The organism is Rathayibacter sp. PhB151, assembly GCF_004366415.1.
Taxonomy (GTDB): domain Bacteria; phylum Actinomycetota; class Actinomycetes; order Actinomycetales; family Microbacteriaceae; genus Rathayibacter; species Rathayibacter festucae.
Map to the genome: position 1 here is coordinate 83,369 of NZ_SOEN01000008.1, position 20,026 is coordinate 103,394.

Here is a 20,026-nt window from a genome sequence, read left to right on the forward strand (position 1 = left end):
TTCTCGATACGCCCGCTGCGCAGGCTGCTCGACCAGCAACGGTGCTCAGGCGGGGGCGTGGCGGGTGACGAAGGTGAAGTCGAGGAAGGGGAGGCGGTCGCGGTCGACGACGGCCGTCAGGAAGCGGTCGCCGAGGTGGGCGCCGACGCCGAGGACGTGCGGGTCGGTGTCGATCCGGATGCCGGGGACCCACCGCCCGTCGAGGAGGAGCGGGACGCCGTGCTCCACGCCGAGGTCCATCGCGGGGCCGAGGAGCTCGCCGGGGTCGCTCCCACCGGCGCGCTCGCTGCGGAGGCGGCTCCTCAGGATGCGGTTCACGTGCTCGAGGAGCGCGAACTCGATGCTCTGCCACGGCGAGTGCTCCTCCGCCACGCTCGTCCGAACCGCGTCCCAGAGCTGGGGGTACGGCATCCTGGCGGCGATCTCCGCCATCCACTCGGGCACGGGATGCGTCGGCGAGGCGTCGGGCGAGGGCCCCGGCTCGCCGTCGAGCTCCTCGAGATTCGCGGGGTCGTCGTGGTCGTCCGGGTTGCGCCAGAAGGTGTAGCCGATCGATGCCTCGTCGAAGAGGATCTCCCCGCCCGCATCGCGCGCCGAGGCCGAGGACACCCACTCCTCCAGGGACGGCTGCGGCGTGAGGGTGAAGAGCGGGCCTCGGAAGAACCGCGTCACGACGTCCAGCGTCGGCGGCTCGGGGAGCTCCTCGGGGGACACGTACTCGTCGGCATGCATCCGTCCAGCCTCACGCGACGGCGGCGCGGCGGGCAACGCCGTTCGGCGAACCGGCGCGAGGCGACGCACCGGGGCTCAGGCCGGCGTCGAGCCCGACGTCGCCGTGTCGCCGCGTGCAGCTCGCGCCCGCGCCTTGACGGCCTCGATCACCTCGGTCTTGGCGTCCGAGTAGGCGTTCATGTCGGCCCAGCTCCGCTCCATCAGCGAGCGCTTGGTCGCCTCGTAGAGGGTGCGGTCGGCCGCGTCGCGGCGGAGGTGGTCGCGGAGCAGGAGGTACTCCTCGATCGCGGCGTCGCCGCGGGCGTAGAGGTGCACGTGGACGTCGCGCTCCGGGGTGCGGACGAGGCGATGGCCGGGCTCGCGGACGCGCAGCCGGTAACCGGCCGCGAGCAGCGGGGCGAGGTAGTCCTCCTCCGCGGTGATGTCGGGGACGGCGACCACGATGTCGACGATCGGCTTCGCGGCCAGGCCGGGCACGGACGTCGAGCCGATGTGCTCGATCGCGACGTCCAGCGCGGCGAGGGCCTGCGCGATCCGCCGCTGGTGCTCGCGGAACGCCGCCGGCCAGCCCTCGTCGTACGCGTGCAGTCCGACCGCGAGCGGCTCGGCGCCGCCGACGATGTCGACGCTCGTGACGTCGGGGCGGCGGGAGTGCTCGCTGCTGTCCATACCGGAATCCTCGCAGTGCTCGCGGCCCCTGATCGCGGCGGGCGAACGCCCGGGGCAAGGGCTTGCAGCCCGCTGGTCGGAGGGATTGTCTGGAAGGAGGAGAGAGAGGTGTCACCATGACGCAGACCTTCCCCGCGTGGTTGCGGGACCAGGAGAAGAGGGACGACGAGGTCGGCGAGCTCGCCCAGACCTACGCCGGCCGCGGCGACCTGCCGGAGCACGGCGGACGCGCCATCTACGACGGCTACTTCGCGAGCGAGCCGGCCTCGGCGCAGGCCTCGCTCGACCGGGCCTGGATGGAGTTCGAGGCGCACCCCGAGCCGTCCGCCACCTCGGACGAGCCGGAGGGACTGCGATGAGCGACCAGACCCCGAGCCCCGTCGAGGACCCGGACGACCAGGCCGACAAGCCCTCGCAGGCCGAGGGCGAGGATCCGCGCGACACCCCGGTCGAGGTGCTGCCCGCCGAGGGCAAGCCCTCGAAGGCCGAGGGCTGAGCCGGTCGATCGGAGGTGGAGGGGCGTTCCCGGTGACGGGGGCGCCCCTTTCCGCTGCCTGCGGTGGGGGGATCTCGATACGCCCGCTGCACGGGCTACTCGATCAGCAGGGGGTGCTGCCCGCTGCGGGCTTCTCGCCCGCATGATCCGGCGACGGCAATCCATTCAGCAGAAGTTGCGGTACTCGCTGGCGACTACCGCAACTTTTGAGGAGTGGGGGGGGCGACGACGGGCGGGTCAGCGGCCGACGGCGGCCATCAGCTCGTGGGCCTCGGGGCTCTCGGGGTACTGGGCGAGGACGCGCTCGAGGTCGCGGCGGGCCGGGGCGCGCCGGCCGTCGGCGAGGTGGGTGCTGGCCCGCTCGTAGAGGGCCTCGATCCGGAGCTCGACGGGTCGGGCGGTCGTGACATTGGGCCGCACCACGCGGTCGAAGGCCTCGAGGGCGCTCTCGATCAGGCCGAGCTCGCGCAGGGCGACGCCGCGGCGGATGAGGACCGCGGCGGACGGCGCGTCGACGTTGACCACCGGCGCCGAGAACTGCGCCATGTCGCCCCAGCGCCGCCGGGCGGAGTAGAGCGAGGCGAGCGTCGAGGCGGCCAGCGTCGAGGGCGGGAGTGTCTCGACGGCGGCCGTGGCGCCGGCCGGGTCGTCCGCGGCGGCGAGCTCTGCGAAGAGCAGGCGCAGCGCGGTCGCGTCGAGCGGGACGTCGATGTCGAGTCCGGCGCTGAGCGGCAGGTGGGCCGTGAGGACGATCCCGTAGCGGCGGAGGAACGGGTCGGCGGACGGGTCGTAGCGCATCCGCACCAGCCAGCCGGCGAGTCGGAGGGCGCGGTCGTCCTCCCGGCGCGACAGCGCGTCGCGGACCAGCTCGATCACGGCGGCGAGCTTCGAGCCCTCGGGGGAGGCGGCGGTCGCCTCGTGCAGCTCGGACGCGGGGGCGCCCGCGCGGATCAGGCGGATGAGCGGCGCCTCCCACGGCTGAGCCAGCGGCGAGGGCCGCACGAGACCGGGGCCGCTGGGCATCGACAGCCCGGCCGAGAGCCGGGAGCGGTCGTGGGAGCGGCTGAGGGTCGGGCCCACGACGGGGTGCAGACGAGCACCCGCGAGGACGCGCAGCTCCCCTGCGGTCCGGAAACCGATCCCCACTGCAGCACTCCCCCACTCGGGGGACCCACTCGAACCCCCAGGTCCCCAGTTTACGGGGTCCTCCGGCGTCCCTCCCCCCGAAAGGGGCCTGCGGCCGTGTCGGGAATCGGAGGAGGGTCGACGCGTCAGGACGCACGGCCCTCGAGCGGACGCGAAGGCCGTCTCGATCGAGCACCTCCGCGGGCGGTGACCCGTGAGCCACCGCCCGCGGAGGCGTCTCCGTCGAGGCGTCTCCGTCGGGACTCCTCCGTCAGGACGGCCCGGTCAGGACGCCTCCGTCAGGACGCCCCGGTCAGGCGACGGCCGTGAGGCGGGAGCCGTCCGCGGCACTGCGCTCGACGGCGTCGAGCACCTGCTGCACCTGCAGGGCGTCGGCGAACGACGGCGTGGGCTGGACGCCCTCGGCGATCGCCGTGACGAGGTCGACGACCTGGTGGCTGAAGACGTGCTCGTAGCCGAGCCCGTGCCCGGTCGGCCACCAGGCGGCGGCGTAGGGGTGCACCGGCTCCGTCACCTGGATGGTGCGGAAGCCCTGGGCGTCCTCGGGGTCGCGGGCGTCGTAGTACTCGAGCTCGTTCAGCCGCTCGAAGTCGAAGGCGATCGAGCCCGTCTCGCCGTTGATCTCGATGCGGTTGGCGTTCTTCCGGCCGGTGGCGACGCGGGTCGACTCGAAGACGCCGACGGCGCCTCCGCTCAGCGTCGCGGTGAACAGCGCGGCGTCGTCGACGGTGACCGGGCCGCGCTCGGCGCCCTCCTCGGCGCGACCGCCGAGGCCGGCCTGCGCGGAGAGGACCGGGCGCTCGGTGACGAAGGTGCGCAGCATCGCCGAGACGCCGTCGATCGTCTGCCCGGTGAGCCACTGCGCGGTGTCGATGCTGTGCGCGCCGATGTCGCCGAGGGCGCCGGAGCCGGCCCTCTCCTTGTCGAGGCGCCAGGTCAGCGGTCCCTCGGAGTCGCTCAGCCAGTCCTGCAGGTACTGCGCGCGGACGTGCCGGATCTCGCCGAGCCGGCCCTCCTCGAGGAAGCGCTTGGCGAGCGCGAGCGCCGGGGTGCGGCGGTAGCTGAAGCCGCACATCGCGAAGCCGGTCGCCGCGGCGGCCGCCTCCGTCATCGTCCGCGCCTCGGGGACGGAGCGCGCGAGCGGCTTCTCGCAGAGCACGTGCTTGCCGGCCTCGAGGGCGGCGATCGCGATCTCGGCGTGCTGGTCGCCCGGGGTGCAGATGTCGATCAGGTCGATGTCGTCGCGGGCGATCACCGCTCGCCAGTCGATCGAGGACTCGGCCGCGCCGAAGTTCTCGGCGGCGGCCCGCGCGCGGCCCTCGTCGCGGCCGACGACCACGGCGAGCTCGGGCTGCAGCGGCAGGTCGAAGAAGCGCGGGGCGGTCCGCCAGGCCTGGGCGTGAGCGCGGCCCATGAAGGCGTGGCCGATCATGGCGACGCGGAGGGGTGCTGTCATCGGGGGTCTCCTCGGAAGGGGCGCGCCGGCCGCGACCAGGGAGAGGTCGCGGCCGGCGCGGGTCGATTCGGGTGGTGCCTGCGGGCGCGGGCGGTGTCAGGCGCGGACGGGCTCGCCGACCGGCTCGCCGGCGGCCGTCCGCAGCGGGAGCAGCTCGGGCCGCTCCACCCTGGACTCGATCTCGACGACCGCCTTCTCGGCGCTCGAGCGGAGGATCGCGTCCATGATCTCGAGGACGTGCAGCCCGAGGCGGCCGGAGGCGCGGTGCGGCCGGCCCTCCTCGATCGCCTCGGCGATGTCGGCGAGACCGACGCCGCGCCCGGTGTCGACGACGCCGGCGGAGTCGGGGACGACCCGCCAGTCCTCGTCGCGCACCGCGACCTCGACGGGGTCGGAGAACATGTTCGGGTCGGGGACGGCGATGGTGCCCTCCGTCCCGAAGATCTCGAACTTCGGCGCGCGGGTGCGCCAGACCTCGAAGCTGACCATCACGGTCGAGGTGACGCCGTTCTCGTGCTCGAGCAGGGCGCTGATGTGCGTGTCGATCGAGACGGGGATCGGCGTGCCGGCGCGCGGGCCGGACTCGATGGTGCGCGGGCGGTCCGAGCGGGTCGCGAGACCGGTGACCCGGACGACGGGGCCGAAGAAGTGCACCAGCGCGGTCAGGTAGTACGGGCCCATGTCCAGCAGCGGGCCGCCGCCGGGCTGGTAGTAGAACTCCGGTGCCGGGTGCCAGCGCTCGTGGCCGGGCGCGGCCCAGTGCACCTGCGCGGCGATCGGCGTGCCGATCAGGCCGGAGTCGAGCGTCTGCCGCGCGGTCTGCACGCCGGTGCCGAGCACGGTGTCGGGGGCGCTGCCGAAGCGCAGGCCGAGCTCCTCGGCCAGGTCGAGCATCGGCGCGGCCTCGGCGGGGTTCAGGCCGAGCGGCTTCTCCGCGAAGACGTGCTTACCGGCCTTCAGGGCGCGGGTGCCGATCTCGACGTGCGCGGCGGGGATGGTCAGGTTGAGCACCGCGTCGACCTCGGGGTCGGCGATCAGCTCGTCGACCGAGAGGGCGCGGACGCCCTGCTCGTCGGCGACCTCCTGCGCTCGCGCGGTGTTCAGGTCGGCGACCGCGACGAGGCGGAGGCCGGGGAAGGTCGGGAGGTTCGCGAGGTACTGCTCGCTGATCTTCCCGACTCCGATGATGCCGACTCTCAGCGGGAGGCCCACAGCAGTCCCCTCTCGATGATGGTGCGGACGTTGGCGTCCTGGAGGATCTCGACGCGGTGACCCGGGGTCGAGACGAAGATGCGGCCCTCGCCCCACTGGCGGGTCCAGACGGCGGGGGAGGTGATCGGGCGGTGCCACGGGTCCCACTCGCGGACGGCCTGCGTGGTGGTCGCGAGCACGTCGTTGTAGTCGTCGTGCAGCACCCAGTACTGCTCGGTGGTGAGCTCGAAGTCGCCGATGCCCTGGGTGATCGGGTGGTCGGCCGCGAGGGCCGTCATCTCGATCGTGTGCGGGACGTAGTTGTCCGACTGCTCGCCGGTGCGCTCGTCCGGGTGCTTGCCCGGGTGCGAGACGAACTGGCCGCCGATCAGCTGCAGGTAGTCGGAGTTGCTGCGGTACGAGTCGGCGATGCCGCCGTGCCAGCCGGCCAGGCCGGTGCCGCGCTCGACGGCCGCGCGCAGGCCGAGGAACTCGGGCCACTCGATCGAGGTCATGGTGTTGGACTGCACGATCAGGTCGACGGTGCGCAGGTAGTCCTCGTCGGCGTAGACGGCGGTCGACTCCTCGACGCGCACCTCGAAGCCGTTCTCGGCGAGGAAGGGGAGGAACAGCTCGGTCGCCTCGACGGGCTGGTGGCCGTCCCAGCCGCCACGGACGACGAGCGCCCTCTTGGCGGGAGTGGACGGGGGGAGGTCGGTCATCGGTGTCCTCGGGGTGCTCGGCGGATCGCTCCGCGGTTCGTCATCGAACGGTAGTTGCGCAACTCTGTTGCCGTTGCCGCCCGTGTGTGACCAGTCTGCACCCGCGGAGAGTCGTGGGCAAGGCGGTATCCGGGGTCTTGCAGCGCTCGTCTCGCGGCTGGGTTTCGCAACTCGTTCTGCTCTACAGTGGGGGCATGGACGACAGCGGTGCCGCTCCCCGGCCGACGATGGCGCGCATCGCCGAGCGCGCGGGGACGAGCGTGCCGACGGTCTCGAAGGTGCTGAGCGGCGGCACCGACGTCTCCGAGGCGACCCGGCTGCGGGTGATGGAGGCCGCGCACGAGCTGGGCTACCGGCGCCGGCCGCGGCTGCGCCCGCCGGCGGAGGACCCGCACGTCGCGCACATCGTCGACGTCGTGGTCGGCCACCTCGACGGCACCTGGATCGGGCCCGTGCTCGGCGGGATCGAGGAGGAGGCCGCGGCGGCCGGCGTCGACCTGGTGCTCACCCGCGCGCGGCCCGACGGGGAATGGGTCAACCGGCTCCTGCGCCGCTCGTCCCTCGGCGCGATCGTCGTCCTCGTGGACGTCACGGCGGCGCAGCTTCACCTGCTCACCACGGCCGAGCTGCCCGTGGTGATCGTGGATCCGATCACCCGCCCACCCGCCGACGTGGCGAGCGTCGGCGCGACCAACTGGGACGGCGGCCGGATGGCGGCGGAGCACCTGCTCGCCCAGGGTCACACCCGCATCGGCGTGATCGCGGGCGCCCGCGGGCAGCTCTACAGCAGCGCCCGGCTCGACGGCTTCAGCACGGCGCTGCGCGACGCAGGGGTGCCGCTGCCGCGGGAGCGCGTGGTCTACGGCGGCTGGAACCGCGACCGCTCGCGGGTCGTCGCCTCCGCGATGCTGGCGGACACGCTGATCCGGCCCACGGCGCTCTTCGCGCTCTCGGACACCATGGCGCTCGGCGTCTACGACGCGGCCGACCTGGCCGGCCTGCGCATCCCGGACGACCTCAGCGTGATCGGCTTCGACGACGTGCAGGAGTCGGCCTGGGCGACGCCGCCGCTGACCACGATCCAGCAGCCGATCGCCCAGATGGGGGCCGCCGCCTTCCGGATGCTGCACCAGGCGCACCGCGCGGCCCGGCCGCTGTCCTCGAGCGCGACGCGGCTCGAGCTCGAGACGCGCCTGATCGAGCGCGCCTCGGTGGGCCGTCCGAGCTGACGGCGGTGCGGCGCTGAGTCGCCCGAGAAGGCGCGTTCTCGGGGTGGAGAACGGGCCTTCTCGGGCGAGTCGGTGCTGGTCCGGGGCTAGAGGGCGCCCTGGGTGGCGGTGCCGGCGGGGATCGGGGACAGGCGGGTCACGACGGGGGGCGCGGCGACGAGGCCCTTGATGGCGGCGTTCAGGCGGACGACGGGGTCGCCGGCGCCGTGGGCGTCGAGGGCCTCGGCGCTGGTCCACTTCTCGAGCATGACGATGGTGCCGTCGGGGGAGTCGTGGATCGCGTAGAGCTCGCAGCCGTCCTCGCCGTGGACCTCGGCGATGGCGGGGGAGAGGGCGGCGACGAGGGCGTCGCGCTTGCCCTCGACGGGGGTGAAGATCGCGGTGACGACGACGGGGTCGGACATGGCAGTGCCTTTCGTGGAGGGGTGGTGGGGCGGAGTCAGCGCTGCACCGGGGCGGCGCAGCTGGAGCGGATGACGAGGTCGGCCTGGACCTCGATGTGCTGGGGGGCGTCGGGGATCCGGCCCTGCATCCGGGCCAGCACCAGGTCGACGCTGTGCCGGGCGAGCATGTCGATCGGCTGGCGGACGACGCTGAGCGGCGGGGTGACGAGCTCGCTCCACGGGTTGTCGTCGAAGACGACCACGGAGAGCGCCTCGGGGATCGCGACGCCGAGCTGGAACAGGCGGTGCACGGCGCTGCGCACCTGCGCCGTGTTGGCGACGATCAGGGCGGTCGGCGGTTCCGGCAGCGCGAGCAGCGCGGCGACGGCCTCGCCGCCGATGTCGCCGCGGAACGGGACCTCGCGGATCAGCGTGCCGTCGATCGGCAGCCCGGCGGCGGCGAGGGCGGCGCGGTAGCCGGCGACGCGCGCCTGGCCGGTCGAGGTGCGCAGCGGCCCCGAGACGATCGCGATCCGGCGGTGGCCGAGCGCGAGGAGATGATCGGTCGCCCGGGCGGCGGAGGCGGAGTTGCCGATGCTGACCACGTCGACGTCGTCGAGACCGGGGGTCGTGCGGTCGACGAAGACGACGTCGATCCCGGCCCGGCGCAGCCGCGACCACTTCTCGAGGTTCTCGCCGGACGGGGTCGCGATGACGCCGCCGACCGAGCGGTCGAGCAGGCTGGTGAGCGACTCGCCCTCGACGTGCGAGTCCTCCTGCGTCGTCATCAGGAGCACCTGGGCGCCGCGGGCGCGCGCCTCCCAGACGACGCTGTCGGCCAGGCGGGCGAAGAACGGGTTCGTCAGGTCGGGCAGGACCAGGCCGATGGACAGGGTCTGACCGTGGCTCAGCTCGCGGGCCGCGGCACGCGGCCGGAAGCCGAGCTGCTCGATCGCCTCGACCACACGGCGCCGGGTGTCGACGGCGACCGGGCCGGTCCCGTCGTTGAGCACGCGCGACACGACGGACACCGAGACGCCCGCACTGCGCGCGACGTCGCGGATCGTCGGTGCTTTCTGCACGGTTCCTCCCCAGCTGTCGGGCAATCGTATCGGCGCCGGACCGGGCCGCCGCGCCCGCTGTTGACACACTCTAATCGTTGCTGGTACAAAACTGGTACCGGTTCCACTGAGGCCGGCGAGCAGCACTTCCCCCACGAAGACTGCGCACGACGACGACGTCCTCCGCCCCCGAGGCGGCCCTCTGCGTCCGTGCGCCCCCGGACCAGAGAGGCCACCGTGAACCTGTACAAACTCCTCGGCGATCGCGAACGAGAGGGCCGCCCCATCCGCGTCGGGCTGATCGGTGCCGGGCGCTACGGCACCATGTACCTCTCGCAGGCGCGCAACATCCCCGGCGTCCACGTGGTCGCCATCGCCGACGTCAACGTCGCGCGGGCTCGCGGCGCCTTCGAGCTGGTCGACTGGCCGGCCGAGGCGATGGCCGCCGACATCCCCGAGGCGCTCGCGAACCGGACGACCACCATCGTCGACAACGCCGCCGTCCTCTTCGAGCACGACATCGACGTCATCGTCGAGGCGACCGGCAATCCGATCGTCGGCGTGCACCACGCGCTCCGGGCGATCGAGACCGGCAAGCACATCATCATGGTCACCGTCGAGGCCGACGCGCTGGCCGGCCCCGCGCTCGCCAAGCGCGCCGAGGCCGCGGGCATCGTCTACTCGATGGCCTACGGCGACCAGCCCGCCCTGATCATGGAGCTCGTCGACTGGGCCCGCACCAGCGGGTTCGACGTCGTCTGCGCAGGCAAGGGCGCCAAGTACCTCGAGCACTACCACCAGATGAACCCCGACAACGTCTGGGAGAACTGGGAGTTCAGCAAGGAGCTGACCGACTCCGGCCAGCTCAACCCGTACATGCACACCTCGTTCCGCGACGGCACGAAGGCCGCGATCGAGATGGCGGCGGTCGCGAACGCGGCGGGCCTGGTGCCTTCCGACTCCGGCCTCACCTTCACGCCGGGCGACGTCGAGGAGATCGCGACGATCAGCCGGCCGAGCTCGATCGGCGGCGCCCTCGACCACGAGGGGACGGTCGACGTGATGTCGAGTGTCCGGCGCGACGGCTCCCTCATCCCGCACAACACGCAGGAGGGCGTCTACGTCGTGGTCAAGGCGACGAACCCCTACGTGTCCACCTGCTTCGACGAGTACCCGTGGCACCCGGACCCGACCAAGCAGTACGCGGCGCTCTACCGGCCGTACCACTACGTCGGCCTCGAGCTGAACGTGTCGATCGCCAACGCGGCGCTGCGCGGCATCTCGACCGGGCACCCCGAGGGCTTCTACGGCGACGTCGTCGCGACCGCGAAGAAGGACCTCAAGGCCGGCGAGTTCCTCGACGGCGAGGGCGGCTTCACCGTCTACGGGAAGCTCGTCTCCGCGAAGCACTCGGTCGCCATCGGGGCGCTCCCCGTCGCCCTGGCCCACCACGTCGAGCTGCGCCACGACGTCGCGCAGGGCGCGACGGTCGGCTGGGACGACGTGATCATCGACGAGTCGCTCGCCGAGGCGCTCGAGCTGCGCCGCGAGACCGAGGCGCTGCTCGCCTCCTGACCCCCTCGGGCCGGGCGCCTCCTCCGCCCGGCCCGCCTCCGCACCACCCTCGCGATCCGCGACCCCGCACGACCCCGTCCCACCTTCCGATGACGAAAGGCCCCCTCCCATGTCCTTCCCCACCCGCGCCACCGGCGCCGCCCTCGCCGGGCTCGCCTCCCTGACGCTCCTCGTCGGCTGCTCGGCCTCGCCCGACGGCGACGGCGGAGGTGCCGCCGCCGGCGGCTCCGGCGCCGACATCGTGTCGCTCGTCGACTCCTCCGCGCAGACCCCGGTCGACGAGGTGACCTCCTCGCTCGGCGACCCGGCCGTGCCCGACGGCGCCAAGCTCTGCTACATCACCCGCACCCTCTCGAACGAGTTCTGGGGCTACGAGCGCGACGGCTTCGAGAACCGCGCGAAGGAGCTCGGCGTCGACTACCAGACCTTCGACGTCACGGACGAGTCCTCGATCACCGAGCAGCTCGACAAGGCCAAGAGCGCGATGAACCAGGGCTGCACCGCGATCCTCGCCTCGCCCATCTCGGCGACCGGCCTCGACTCGGTCTTCGAGTCCGCCCTCGCCGACGGCATCCCGGCCGTCGTGCTCAACGACGCGAAGAGCGACGTCTCCGGTGTCGTCTACGTCGGCCCCGACGCGACCACCATCGGCGCCACGGCGGCCGACTACATCGCCGATCTGCTGCCGGACGGCGGCCAGGTCGCGATGATCGAGGGCGACCCCGGCTCCTCCAACGCGATCAACCGCGGCGACGGCTTCACGGCCGCGCTCGCGAAGCACGAGAACCTCGAGCTCGTCGCCTCGCAGACCGCCTCGTGGGACCAGACCAAGGCGCAGGAGATCGCGACCACGATGCTCACGGCGAACCCCGACATCAAGGCGTTCTACTCGCAGAACGATGGCATGGCGCTCGGCGTGCAGGCCGCCATCGACGCCAAGGGCCTCACCGGGAAGGTGATCCTCGTCGGCACCGACGGCATCCCGCAGGCCAAGAAGCAGATCCTGGCCGGCGACTACACCGCCACCGTCAGCGAGCTGCCGACGACGGAGGGCGCGACCGGCGTGGACGCCGCGCTCTGGCTCCTCGCCGGCAAGGAGGTGCCGGGCTGGATCGACGTGCCCGCCTTCATCATCGACAGCGAGAACGTCGCCGACTACGAGACCGGGATGCCGTGACCCGCGGCTGACCCCGCGCTCCGCCGGGACCCCTCCGGCGGAGCACACTCTCGGCAAGGCCCCTCTCGATCAGGAAAGAAGACGGAACATGGCCGAGCATCTGCTCGAGGTCCGCGGCATCGCGAAGTCGTTCCCGGGCGTCCGCGCCCTGGACGGCGTGAGCTTCACCCTCGAACGCGGGGAGATCCGCACCCTCGCGGGCGAGAACGGCGCGGGGAAGAGCACCCTGCTCAACATCCTCGGCGGCGCCCTCCGCCCCGACCGCGGCTCGATCACCATCGACGGCGTGCGGCGGATGGAGTACACCTCGCGCCAGGCCCTCGCGGAGGGGGTGCGGATCGCGCACCAGGAGCCGGCCATCGTGCCCCAGCTCACGGTGACGCAGAACCTGCTGCTCGGGCGCACGCGCGCGCAGCGCGCCTCCGCCCAGGACGACCTCGACCAGGCCCTCCAGGACGTCCACCGGATGGGCTTCCCGATGGACGGGCGGACGCCGGTCGGCCGGCTCAGCCCGGCGCAGCGGCACGCGCTCACCATCGCGCGGGCCTTCGCCTTCGGCGCCAAGATCGTCGCCCTGGACGAGCCGACGACGAGCATGCTCGAGCACAACGTCGAGGGCGTGCTGACCCGGGTGCGCGAGATCGCGCACGGGCGGGGCGTCGGCGTGATCTACGTCTCGCACAAGATGCCGGAGGTGATGAGCGTCTCGGACACGGTCGTCGTCCTCCGCGACGGGCGGCCCGCCTACGACGCGCCGATCGCCGAGACGTCCTCCGAGGACATCGTCCGGCGGATGGTCGGGCGCGAGCTGCTCTCGTTCGAGCGGCGGCACCCGGTCGCCGCGGACGCCGAGGTGCACTTCGAAGCCTCCGGCGTCACGCACCCGAGCGGCGTCGGGCCGGAGTCGATCCAGGTGCGGCGCGGCGAGGTCGTCGGCATCGCGGGCCTGGTCGGCTCGGGGCGCACCGAGTTCCTCCGCGCGCTGATCCGCGCCGACGAGGGCAGCGAGGGCACGGTCCGGCTCGCCGGCCGCACGCTCAAGGTGCGCTCGCCGCGCGACAGCCGCGACGCGGGGATCGCCTTCATCCCGGAGGACCGCAAGCACCAGGGACTCGTGCTGCAGACCCCGGCCTACGCGAACGTCGCCCTCACCTCCGATCGGCAGCTCAACGGCTTCGGTCCGTTCATCAGCACGAAGCGGCAGATCGCGACGGCGGAGGAGATGGGCCGGCGGATGTCGCTGCGCCCGGCCGACGTCCGGCTGAACGCCCGCCAGTTCTCCGGCGGGAACCAGCAGAAGATCGTGATCGCGAAGTGGATCTGGCTCGGCGCGAGCGTCTTCCTCTTCGACGAGCCGACCAAGGGCGTCGACGTCGGCGGCAAGGTCGAGATCTACGAGCTCATCGACCAGCTCGCCTCCGAGGGGCACGCGGTGATCGTCGTCTCGAGCGACCTGCCCGAGATCATCTCCCTCAGCGACCGGGTCCTCGTCATGAGGGCGGGCCGCTTCGTCTCCGAGCACATCGGCGACGACATCACCGAGCACAGCATCGTCACCAACGCCATGGGCGTCGCGAAAGGAATCTCATGACCTCCCCCGAGACCGGGGGCGTCGCCACGCCGCCCCGCCGCTCCTTCAACCTGCAGGCCTTCGGCATCTACCTCGCCGCGGTCGTCCTCTTCGTCGTCCTCGGCGTCCTGAACCCGAACTTCCTCACCCTCGGGAACCTCCGCGACGTCGCGGTGTCGGCGAGCGTGAACGCGATCATCGGCATCGGCCTGACCTTCGTCATCATCACCGGCGGCATCGACCTCGCGGTCGGTGCGATGGCGAGCTTCGTCGGCATCGTCAGCGCGTCGCTGCTGGTCAACGGCGGGGTGCCGCCGCTGCTCGGACTGGCCGCGGGCATCGTCCTCGGTCTCGTCTGCGGCGGGATCAACGGGCTGCTCGTCACCAAGCTCAACCTGCCGCCGTTCATCGCGACGCTCGGCACGATGAGCGTCTTCCAGGGCGGCGCGTACGTCGCCACGAACGGCAAGCCGGTCTACGACGTGCCGAAGGAGTTCATCCTGCTGCTCAACAGCTACGTCGGCGGTGTGCCCGTCGTCGTGCTGATCGTGGCGGTCGTCGGCATCGCGGCCTGGCTGCTGCTGCGCAAGACCGTCTTCGGCCAGAACGTGATCGCGGTCGGCGGCAGCGAGGAGACCGCCTGGCTCTCCGGCGTGCGGGTGCACCGGGTGAAGATCGCGGTGTACTCCATCTCCGGCGGTCTCTCGGCGCTGGCCGGCCTGGTGATCGTCGCCCGGATCAACGCGGCGCAGCCGGACGCGGGCAGCCCGTACCAGCTGACCGCGATCGCGGCCGCGGTCATCGGCGGCGCGAACCTGATGGGCGGCGAGGGCCGCATCGCGGGCACCCTGGTCGGCGCGCTGATCCTCGGCGCTCTCACCAACGGCCTGGTGCTGCTGAACGTGCCGAGCTTCTACGAGCAGATCGTGACCGGACTCGTCGTCCTCATCGCGGTCACGCTCGACCAGGGCAGCAAGGGCTGGCCGATGCTCTCGCGGGGAAGGAAGAAGCAGCGCGAGGACGTCTCCGCCCCGCCCACCGAGTCGACGCCGTCGGTGCGCGCATGACGGCGCGGCTGACGATGCTCGACGGGGCCCGCGTCCTCGTGACGGGCGGCTGCGGGCTGATCGGCCGGCCCACGGTCGCGGCGCTGCAGGCGGAGGGGGCGGTGGTCACCGTCCTGGACCGGGTCGCGTCGGACGCGGACGTCCGCTCGATCGTCGGCGACGTGACCGACCCGGCCGTGCTGGCGGAGGCGGTCGCCGGGCAGGACGCGGTGGTGCACCTCGGCGGCTACGCCGGGCTGGGCATGGCGGACGCGGTCGAGACCTACCGGGTGAACGCGGTGGGCAGCTTCGCGGTGTTCGCCGCCGCCGCCGCGGCCGGTGTCGCGAAGGTCGTCTACGCCTCGAGCATCAACGCCAACGGCTACCCGCTCGGCGCCGAGCAGGTGCTGCCGCCGGTCTTCCCCTACTCCGAGGATGCGGTGCCGCGGATCTCGGACGAGTACTCGCTGTCGAAGCTCGCGACCGAGGACGCGGCGCGGATGGCGCACGCGACCTGGGGGCTGAGCCTCACCGGGCTGCGCTACCCGCTGGTCCGCGACATCACCGTGGACGGCGGCCGCGTGTTCGGCGCGCACCTGCGGGCGGTGCTGGCGGCCGACCCGCGACGGCAGGCGGCGGAGGGCTGGAGCTATCTCGACGCCGCGGACTCGGCGCGGGCCGTGCTCGCGGCGCTGCTGCACGAGACGCCGCCGGCGCCGGGGATCCTGGTGGCCGCTCCGCTCACCTATCTGCGCGGGAGCACCGCGGACGCGCTCGACGCGATCGCCCCGGACGTCCCGCGCGGGCGGCTCGAGGGGCGCGCGGTCGGGCTCGACCTGACCCGCTCCCGCGAGCTGCTCGGCTTCGAGGCGCGGGTGCTGCTCGACGACGTCGCGCCGCAGGAGCTCGCCGACGTGGCGCCCGCGGGGGCCGGCGCGTGAAGCTCTCGCTGCTCGGCCTCGGACCGATGGGCGCGCCCATGGCGCGGAACCTGCTCGCGGGCGGGGCGCTCACGGTGTGGAACCGGACGGCGTCGCGGGCCGCGCCCTTCGCGGAGCTCGGCGCCGTGGTCGCGCCGACCCCTGCGGCGGCGGCCGGCGATGTCGTGCTGACGGTGCTGCCCGATCTGGTGCAGGTGGAATCGCTGCTCGAGCGCGAGGACGGCCTGCTCGTGGGCTGGCGCGCGGCGGGGATCGCCGCTCCGGTGCTCGTCGTGCACGGCACGATCTCGCCGGTCGCGGTCGCGGGGCTCGCCCGCCGCCTCGCCGCGGAGCACGGTGTGCAGGTGGTCGACGCCCCGCTCAGCGGCGGAACGGTCGGCGCCCGCGACGCGACGCTCAGCATCATGGTCGGCGGCGCCGACGAGCCGGTGGCCCGCGTGCTCCCCGTCTTCGAGCGGCTCGGGCGCACGGTCCGCCACCTCGGACCGAGCGGAGCGGGCGCCACCGCCAAGCTCTGCAACCAGATCGTCGTCGCCGGCACCGTCGCCGTGGTGTCGGAGGCTCTGCTGCTCGCCCGGAGCGCCGGCCTCGACCCCGCCACGGTCGTCGAGCTCCTGCAGGGTGGACTGGCGCGCACCGAGGTCCTGGAGCAGAAGAGCCGCAAGTGGCTCGACGAGGACTTCGCCGAGGGCGGCAGCGCCCGCAACCAGCTCAAGGACCTGCGCTTCATCGCCGAGTCCGCCGCCGCGGAGGGCGTCGTGCTGCCGACCACCGCCGCGGTGACCGCGCTGTTCGAGAGGATGATCGCCGAGGGCGACGGCGACCTCGACCACACCGGCGTGCACCGCACGCTCGCCGGGCTCGCCCGCCGACCGGAGGAGCCGCATGCCTGACCTCGTCGTCATCGACGCGCACCACCACCTCACCGACCTGCGCCGCTCGTACCCGTGGCTGGAGGGACCCGCCGAGCCGTTCCGCTACCACGGCGACGACCGCCCGCTCCGCCGCTCCTACAGCGTCGACGACTACCGCGCGGACGCCCGCGGCGTGACCCTGCTCGCCTCGGTGCACGTCGAGAACGGAGCCGCGGACGCGCTCGCCGAGACCGCGTGGATCGACGCGCTCGCGCGGGAGAGCGCGGTGCCGACCGTGCACGTCGCGCACGTGTCGCTGCTCGATCCGGAGGCGCCGCGGCTGCTCGAGGAGCACGCCGCGTTCGCGGTCACGCGCGGTGTCCGCGACATCCTGAACTGGCATCCGGACCCGGTCTTCAGCCACCGGGACCGGGGCGACATCCTCGGCGATCCGGTCTGGCGGGCGAACTTCGGCCGGCTGCAGGGGCTGGGGCTCTCGTTCGATCTGCAGGTGTTCCCCGCGCAGCTCGCGGAGGCGGCGGCGCTCGCCGCGGACTTCCCGGGGACGGCGATCGTGCTCGATCACCTGGGCATGCCGATCGGGCGGGATCCGGAGTCGGTCGCCGAGTGGCGCGCGGGCCTGGCCGCGGTCGCCGCGCAGGAGAACACCGTCGTCAAGATCTCGGCGCTCGGCACCAATGACCACTCCTGGACCCGGGAGTCGATCGCGCCGTTCGTCCTCGAGACCCTGGAGGTCTTCGGGCCGGACCGATCGATGTTCGGCAGCAACTTCCCCGTGGACGGGCTCTACAGCTCCTTCACCGAGCTGTACTCGGCGTTCGACGCGCTGACGGCGCAGCTCTCGCCGGCCGAGCGGCTCGCGGTCTTCGCGGGGACGGCCGACCGGTTCTACCGGATGAGGGTGGCGCTGCCGCGAGCGGAGTGACGCGACGGCGTCCGCGGAGAGGTCGCGTTGCTCTCCCGGTCGCCTCTCGACCGGTCGGCGGCGCGGGCCTAGGGTGGCTGCGACGGCGGTCCGGGACGACTCCGGGCAGGCCGTCGCCGAGCGGAGGGAAGCCATGTCCTCGACCGTCCCCGAGGCCGGCGGCGCACCCGCCGCGGAGCCGAGCGCGGCGAGCCTGCGCACCTTCGGCTGGATCCTCGTCAACACCGCGGTCGCGAACGTGACGACGAGCTTCCTCTGGTTCGCGCTGACCTTCTGGGTGTATCTCGAGACGCGGTCGGTGCTCGCCACCGGGATCATCGGCGGCGCGTACATGCTGCTCGTCGCGGTCTTCGCGATGGCCTTCGGCACGATCGTGGACCGGCACCGGAAGCACCGGGTGATGCTGTTCGCCGGGGCGGTGACGCTGGTGTCGTTCGGCGTCGCCGGCGGCCTCTACCTCGCGCTGCCGGAGGCGACGCTGCTGGACTTCGGCGGGCCCTGGTTCTGGGTCTTCTCCGGCACGGTCCTGTTCGGCGCGGTGATCGAGAACATGCGGAACATCGCCCTGTCGACGACGGTGACGCTGATGGTGCCGGTGGAGCGTCACGCGAACGCGAACGGCCTGGTCGGCACGGTGCAGGGGCTCGCCTTCGTGGTGACGAGCGTGTTCAGTGGGCTCTCGATCGGCCTGCTCGGCATGGGCTGGACGCTGCTGATCGCGATCGGGGTCTCCGCCGCGGCACTCGTGCACCTGCTGTTCCTGCGGATCGCCGAGGCGATCCCCGCGGCGGCCGGCTCGCGGGCCCCGCTGATCGATCTGCGGGGGAGCATCACGGCGGTGCGCGCGGCGACCGGGCTCTTCGCGCTGATCGTCTTCTCGACCTTCAACAATCTGATCGGCGGCGTGTACCTCGCGCTGATGGATCCCTACGGGCTCGAGCTGTTCCCGGTGGAGCTGTGGGGCGTCGTGCTCGGCGTGACCGCGACCGGCTTCATCATCGGCGGGCTGCTGGTCGCGAAGCTCGGGCTCGGCCGGAACCCGATCCGGACGATGCTGCTGCTCGTGATGGCGATGGGCGTGATCGGCGCGGTCTTCACCCTCCGCGACTGGTGGTGGCTGTACGCCGGCGGCATCTGGGTCTACATGACGCTGATCCCCGCGGTCGAGGCGGCGGAGCAGACGGTCGTGCAGAAGGTGGTGCCGTTCGAGACGCAGGGGCGGGTCTTCGGCTTCGCGGCCGCGCTGGAATCGGCGGCGGCGCCGATCACCGCGTTCCTGATCGCGCCGATCGCGGAGTTCGCGCTGATCCCGTACATGGAGTCGGCGGACGGGCGGGCGGCGTACGGCTGGCTGCTCGGCGACGGGGTCGGGCGGGGCATCGCGCTCGTGTTCCTGATCGGCGGGGTGATCATGGTGGTCGCGGCCGGCGCCGCGATGCTCACCCGCTCGTACCGCACGATCTCGGCGCAGTACCTGTGCGCGGAGCCGCCGGCGGACGACGTCCTTCCCGAACCGTCGTCGGACGACCTCGAGCCCGCGCCGGGGGAGAGCTCGCTCGACCAGCAGCGCTGACGGCCGGCGTGAGAAGAGGGTCCCTCCGCTGACGGGGAAGGCCGGGCGGTGTCGGCTGATGCTGGGCGCGGCCCTGTCCCGAGCGAGGTGGATCTCAAGACGCCCGCTTCGAGGGCTACGCGATCAGCATGCTGCGGACGCCCTGCGGGCGCTGCTTGTTCAGCGCGCTTCGGTCGGGGTGCTGCCGCGGGGCGCCCCCTGCATGCTGGTCGAGTAGCGGCGGAGCCGCGTATCGAGACCCCGCGTCCCCAGCGCGGTGGACGCCGAGGGCGGCAGCGCCGGCGCCGCTCAGACGCCCCGCGGGGTCTTGTCGCGCAGTGACCACACCGCCGCGCTCGCGCCGAGGAGCAGGAGCGCTCCGCCGCCGAGCGCGAGCGCGCTCAGCGGAACGCCGAGGTCGCCGACGGCCCGCGGCTGGAACCCGCCGTGGAAGACGAGCCACGGCGCCGCGACGCTCGGCACGAGGTTCCGCGGGTCCCACGGCCCCAGGATCGGCAGCAGGTAGTAGGCCAGGGCGAAGACGGTGAGCGAGAACGCGCGCTCCCGTGTCAGCGTCGCGACGAGGAAGCCCAGCGCCCCGAACGCGACCCCGATCAGCACGAAGGCGGCCGCCACTGCGCCGACCGCCGCGGGATCGGCGGACGGCGGCGGCGACGATCCGTCGACGGGGAACGGCCTCAGCTGCGCGGTGACGAGCCCGGCGACGGCCGCCGTCAGCACGAGCGCCGCGCCGAAGGCCAGGACGGCCATGACGAGGAGCGCCGCTTTCGCGCCGACGAAGGTGCGCGCCCGGCGGACCTGCGGCCACCGCACGATGATCGATCCGCCGCGGAGATCCGTGGTCGCCGCGAAGAGCCCCGTCGCGTAGCCGAGGAGCGGGGTCACGAGGAACACCGCGAGGCTCAGCCCCGTGCCGACCGCTCCGAGCGGAGTCAGCGCCGCCGAGGCCGCCGTCGCCGCCTCGAAGTCGTAGCGGAGAGGATTGTCGATCTCCGTCCGCCCGTCCTCGTGAGTGGTCACGCTCACGGGCTCCGCCAGTGCCTCCTCTACGGAGTGCCCGGCCGAGCGGTACTCCGCGGCGGTCCTCTCGAACAGCGCCGCCGTCGACCGTGCATTGCCGACGTCGGTCACCGCGCTCCAGACCGCGAAGACGGCGCCGGCGAGCAGGAGGACGAGGAGGAGCCGGGAGGCGACCGCGCCGCGCAGCTCCCTCCGGACCTCGCCGCCCAGGGACCTCATCGCTCCTCCGCCCGTCCTCT

General features: G+C 72.9%; 20 protein-coding genes. 11 read left to right on the forward strand and 9 right to left on the reverse strand.

Going from position 1 to position 20,026, the window contains the following annotated elements; genetic code table 11:
• Positions 1–45 precede the first annotated feature (45 nt).
• Together EDF35_RS14140 and EDF35_RS14145 are read right to left on the reverse strand one after the other, a co-directional pair.
• Entirely contained in the window at positions 46–732 is a 687-nt protein-coding gene (locus tag EDF35_RS14140) for a hypothetical protein (protein WP_133962813.1), read from the reverse strand.
• A gap of 75 nt (positions 733–807) precedes the next feature.
• Positions 808–1,401 (reverse strand): GrpB family protein, encoded by a 594-nt coding sequence (locus tag EDF35_RS14145; RefSeq protein WP_133962814.1) that lies wholly within the window; start codon positions 1,399–1,401, stop codon positions 808–810.
• Between the two features lie 116 nt (positions 1,402–1,517).
• Here EDF35_RS14145 and EDF35_RS14150 point away from each other — a divergent pair, with 116 nt between their 5' ends.
• Positions 1,518–1,760, forward strand: a complete 243-nt coding sequence (locus EDF35_RS14150) for a hypothetical protein (RefSeq protein WP_123706469.1) — start codon at positions 1,518–1,520, stop codon at positions 1,758–1,760.
• The gene (locus EDF35_RS20865; RefSeq protein ID WP_159421935.1) at positions 1,757–1,897 is read left to right on the forward strand and encodes a hypothetical protein; all 141 of its coding nucleotides are present in this window, start codon (positions 1,757–1,759) and stop codon (positions 1,895–1,897) included. Before EDF35_RS14150 ends, EDF35_RS20865 begins: the two co-directional genes overlap by 4 nt.
• Before the next feature lie 237 nt (positions 1,898–2,134).
• Here EDF35_RS20865 and EDF35_RS14155 read toward each other — a convergent pair whose 3' ends face one another.
• From EDF35_RS14155 to EDF35_RS14170, 4 genes are all read right to left on the reverse strand, one after another.
• On the reverse strand, positions 2,135–3,043 hold the full coding sequence (locus tag EDF35_RS14155; protein WP_123706470.1) for a tetratricopeptide repeat protein: 909 nt from the start codon (positions 3,041–3,043) through the stop codon (positions 2,135–2,137).
• A 292-nt stretch (positions 3,044–3,335) separates the two neighbouring features.
• Positions 3,336–4,499 (reverse strand): Gfo/Idh/MocA family oxidoreductase, encoded by a 1,164-nt coding sequence (locus tag EDF35_RS14160; protein ID WP_123706471.1) that lies wholly within the window; start codon positions 4,497–4,499, stop codon positions 3,336–3,338.
• Positions 4,500–4,595: 96 nt separating this feature from the next.
• A complete protein-coding gene (locus EDF35_RS14165) occupies positions 4,596–5,711 on the reverse strand; it encodes a Gfo/Idh/MocA family oxidoreductase (protein ID WP_133962815.1) in 1,116 nt (371 codons plus the stop codon).
• Positions 5,696–6,412, reverse strand: coding sequence for a ThuA domain-containing protein (locus tag EDF35_RS14170; protein ID WP_133962816.1), 717 nt, complete (start codon positions 6,410–6,412; stop codon positions 5,696–5,698). Before EDF35_RS14170 ends, EDF35_RS14165 begins: the two co-directional genes overlap by 16 nt.
• 194 nt (positions 6,413–6,606) lie before the next feature.
• Between EDF35_RS14170 and EDF35_RS14175 the strand changes: the two genes are divergently transcribed.
• Positions 6,607–7,641: a LacI family DNA-binding transcriptional regulator gene (locus EDF35_RS14175; RefSeq protein ID WP_208323076.1), complete on the forward strand. Its 1,035-nt coding sequence runs from the start codon at positions 6,607–6,609 to the stop codon at positions 7,639–7,641.
• Between the two features lie 86 nt (positions 7,642–7,727).
• Here EDF35_RS14175 and EDF35_RS14180 read toward each other — a convergent pair whose 3' ends face one another.
• The gene (locus EDF35_RS14180) at positions 7,728–8,045 is read right to left on the reverse strand and encodes a putative quinol monooxygenase (RefSeq protein WP_133962817.1); all 318 of its coding nucleotides are present in this window, start codon (positions 8,043–8,045) and stop codon (positions 7,728–7,730) included.
• 35 nt (positions 8,046–8,080) lie between these two features.
• The gene (locus tag EDF35_RS14185) at positions 8,081–9,106 is read right to left on the reverse strand and encodes a substrate-binding domain-containing protein (protein WP_133962818.1); all 1,026 of its coding nucleotides are present in this window, start codon (positions 9,104–9,106) and stop codon (positions 8,081–8,083) included.
• A 216-nt stretch (positions 9,107–9,322) separates the two neighbouring features.
• On the opposite strand from EDF35_RS14185, the gene EDF35_RS14190 reads away from it, so the two are divergent.
• The 8 genes from EDF35_RS14190 to EDF35_RS14225 all read left to right on the forward strand — a co-directional run bounded on the left by EDF35_RS14190 (position 9,323) and on the right by EDF35_RS14225 (position 18,767).
• The gene (locus EDF35_RS14190; RefSeq protein WP_133962819.1) at positions 9,323–10,660 is read left to right on the forward strand and encodes a Gfo/Idh/MocA family oxidoreductase; all 1,338 of its coding nucleotides are present in this window, start codon (positions 9,323–9,325) and stop codon (positions 10,658–10,660) included.
• Between the two features lie 109 nt (positions 10,661–10,769).
• Complete coding sequence (locus EDF35_RS14195) at positions 10,770–11,837, forward strand: substrate-binding domain-containing protein (protein WP_133962820.1); 1,068 nt, start codon at positions 10,770–10,772, stop codon at positions 11,835–11,837.
• Between the two features lie 88 nt (positions 11,838–11,925).
• Positions 11,926–13,428 (forward strand): sugar ABC transporter ATP-binding protein, encoded by a 1,503-nt coding sequence (locus EDF35_RS14200; protein ID WP_133962821.1) that lies wholly within the window; start codon positions 11,926–11,928, stop codon positions 13,426–13,428.
• Complete coding sequence (locus EDF35_RS14205; protein ID WP_133962822.1) at positions 13,425–14,474, forward strand: ABC transporter permease; 1,050 nt, start codon at positions 13,425–13,427, stop codon at positions 14,472–14,474. The genes EDF35_RS14200 and EDF35_RS14205 overlap by 4 nt, the downstream gene beginning before the upstream one ends.
• The gene (locus EDF35_RS14210; RefSeq protein ID WP_133962823.1) at positions 14,471–15,394 is read left to right on the forward strand and encodes an NAD(P)-dependent oxidoreductase; all 924 of its coding nucleotides are present in this window, start codon (positions 14,471–14,473) and stop codon (positions 15,392–15,394) included. The genes EDF35_RS14205 and EDF35_RS14210 overlap by 4 nt, the downstream gene beginning before the upstream one ends.
• Positions 15,391–16,287, forward strand: coding sequence for an NAD(P)-dependent oxidoreductase (locus tag EDF35_RS14215; protein WP_243839990.1), 897 nt, complete (start codon positions 15,391–15,393; stop codon positions 16,285–16,287). Before EDF35_RS14210 ends, EDF35_RS14215 begins: the two co-directional genes overlap by 4 nt.
• Complete coding sequence (locus EDF35_RS14220) at positions 16,280–17,194, forward strand: amidohydrolase family protein (RefSeq protein WP_123706480.1); 915 nt, start codon at positions 16,280–16,282, stop codon at positions 17,192–17,194. Before EDF35_RS14215 ends, EDF35_RS14220 begins: the two co-directional genes overlap by 8 nt.
• Positions 17,195–17,327: 133 nt before the next feature.
• Entirely contained in the window at positions 17,328–18,767 is a 1,440-nt protein-coding gene (locus EDF35_RS14225; protein ID WP_133962824.1) for an MFS transporter, read from the forward strand.
• A 288-nt stretch (positions 18,768–19,055) separates the two neighbouring features.
• On the opposite strand, the gene EDF35_RS14230 is transcribed toward EDF35_RS14225, so the two are convergent.
• A complete protein-coding gene (locus EDF35_RS14230; RefSeq protein WP_133962825.1) occupies positions 19,056–20,006 on the reverse strand; it encodes a hypothetical protein in 951 nt (316 codons plus the stop codon).
• Positions 20,007–20,026: the final 20 nt, after the last annotated feature.

Coding starts and splice junctions, on each gene's coding strand:
- EDF35_RS14140 (WP_133962813.1), bottom strand. CDS start 732: ATGCATGCCGACGAGTACGTGTCCCCCGAGGAGCTCCCCGAGCCGCCG.
- EDF35_RS14145 (WP_133962814.1), bottom strand. CDS start 1,401: ATGGACAGCAGCGAGCACTCCCGCCGCCCCGACGTCACGAGCGTCGAC.
- EDF35_RS14150 (WP_123706469.1), top strand. CDS start 1,518: ATGACGCAGACCTTCCCCGCGTGGTTGCGGGACCAGGAGAAGAGGGAC.
- EDF35_RS20865 (WP_159421935.1), top strand. CDS start 1,757: ATGAGCGACCAGACCCCGAGCCCCGTCGAGGACCCGGACGACCAGGCC.
- EDF35_RS14160 (WP_123706471.1), bottom strand. CDS start 4,499: ATGACAGCACCCCTCCGCGTCGCCATGATCGGCCACGCCTTCATGGGC.
- EDF35_RS14170 (WP_133962816.1), bottom strand. CDS start 6,412: ATGACCGACCTCCCCCCGTCCACTCCCGCCAAGAGGGCGCTCGTCGTC.
- EDF35_RS14175 (WP_208323076.1), top strand. CDS start 6,607: ATGGACGACAGCGGTGCCGCTCCCCGGCCGACGATGGCGCGCATCGCC.
- EDF35_RS14180 (WP_133962817.1), bottom strand. CDS start 8,045: ATGTCCGACCCCGTCGTCGTCACCGCGATCTTCACCCCCGTCGAGGGC.
- EDF35_RS14195 (WP_133962820.1), top strand. CDS start 10,770: ATGTCCTTCCCCACCCGCGCCACCGGCGCCGCCCTCGCCGGGCTCGCC.
- EDF35_RS14200 (WP_133962821.1), top strand. CDS start 11,926: ATGGCCGAGCATCTGCTCGAGGTCCGCGGCATCGCGAAGTCGTTCCCG.
- EDF35_RS14205 (WP_133962822.1), top strand. CDS start 13,425: ATGACCTCCCCCGAGACCGGGGGCGTCGCCACGCCGCCCCGCCGCTCC.
- EDF35_RS14210 (WP_133962823.1), top strand. CDS start 14,471: ATGACGGCGCGGCTGACGATGCTCGACGGGGCCCGCGTCCTCGTGACG.
- EDF35_RS14220 (WP_123706480.1), top strand. CDS start 16,280: ATGCCTGACCTCGTCGTCATCGACGCGCACCACCACCTCACCGACCTG.
- EDF35_RS14225 (WP_133962824.1), top strand. CDS start 17,328: ATGTCCTCGACCGTCCCCGAGGCCGGCGGCGCACCCGCCGCGGAGCCG.
- EDF35_RS14230 (WP_133962825.1), bottom strand. CDS start 20,006: ATGAGGTCCCTGGGCGGCGAGGTCCGGAGGGAGCTGCGCGGCGCGGTC.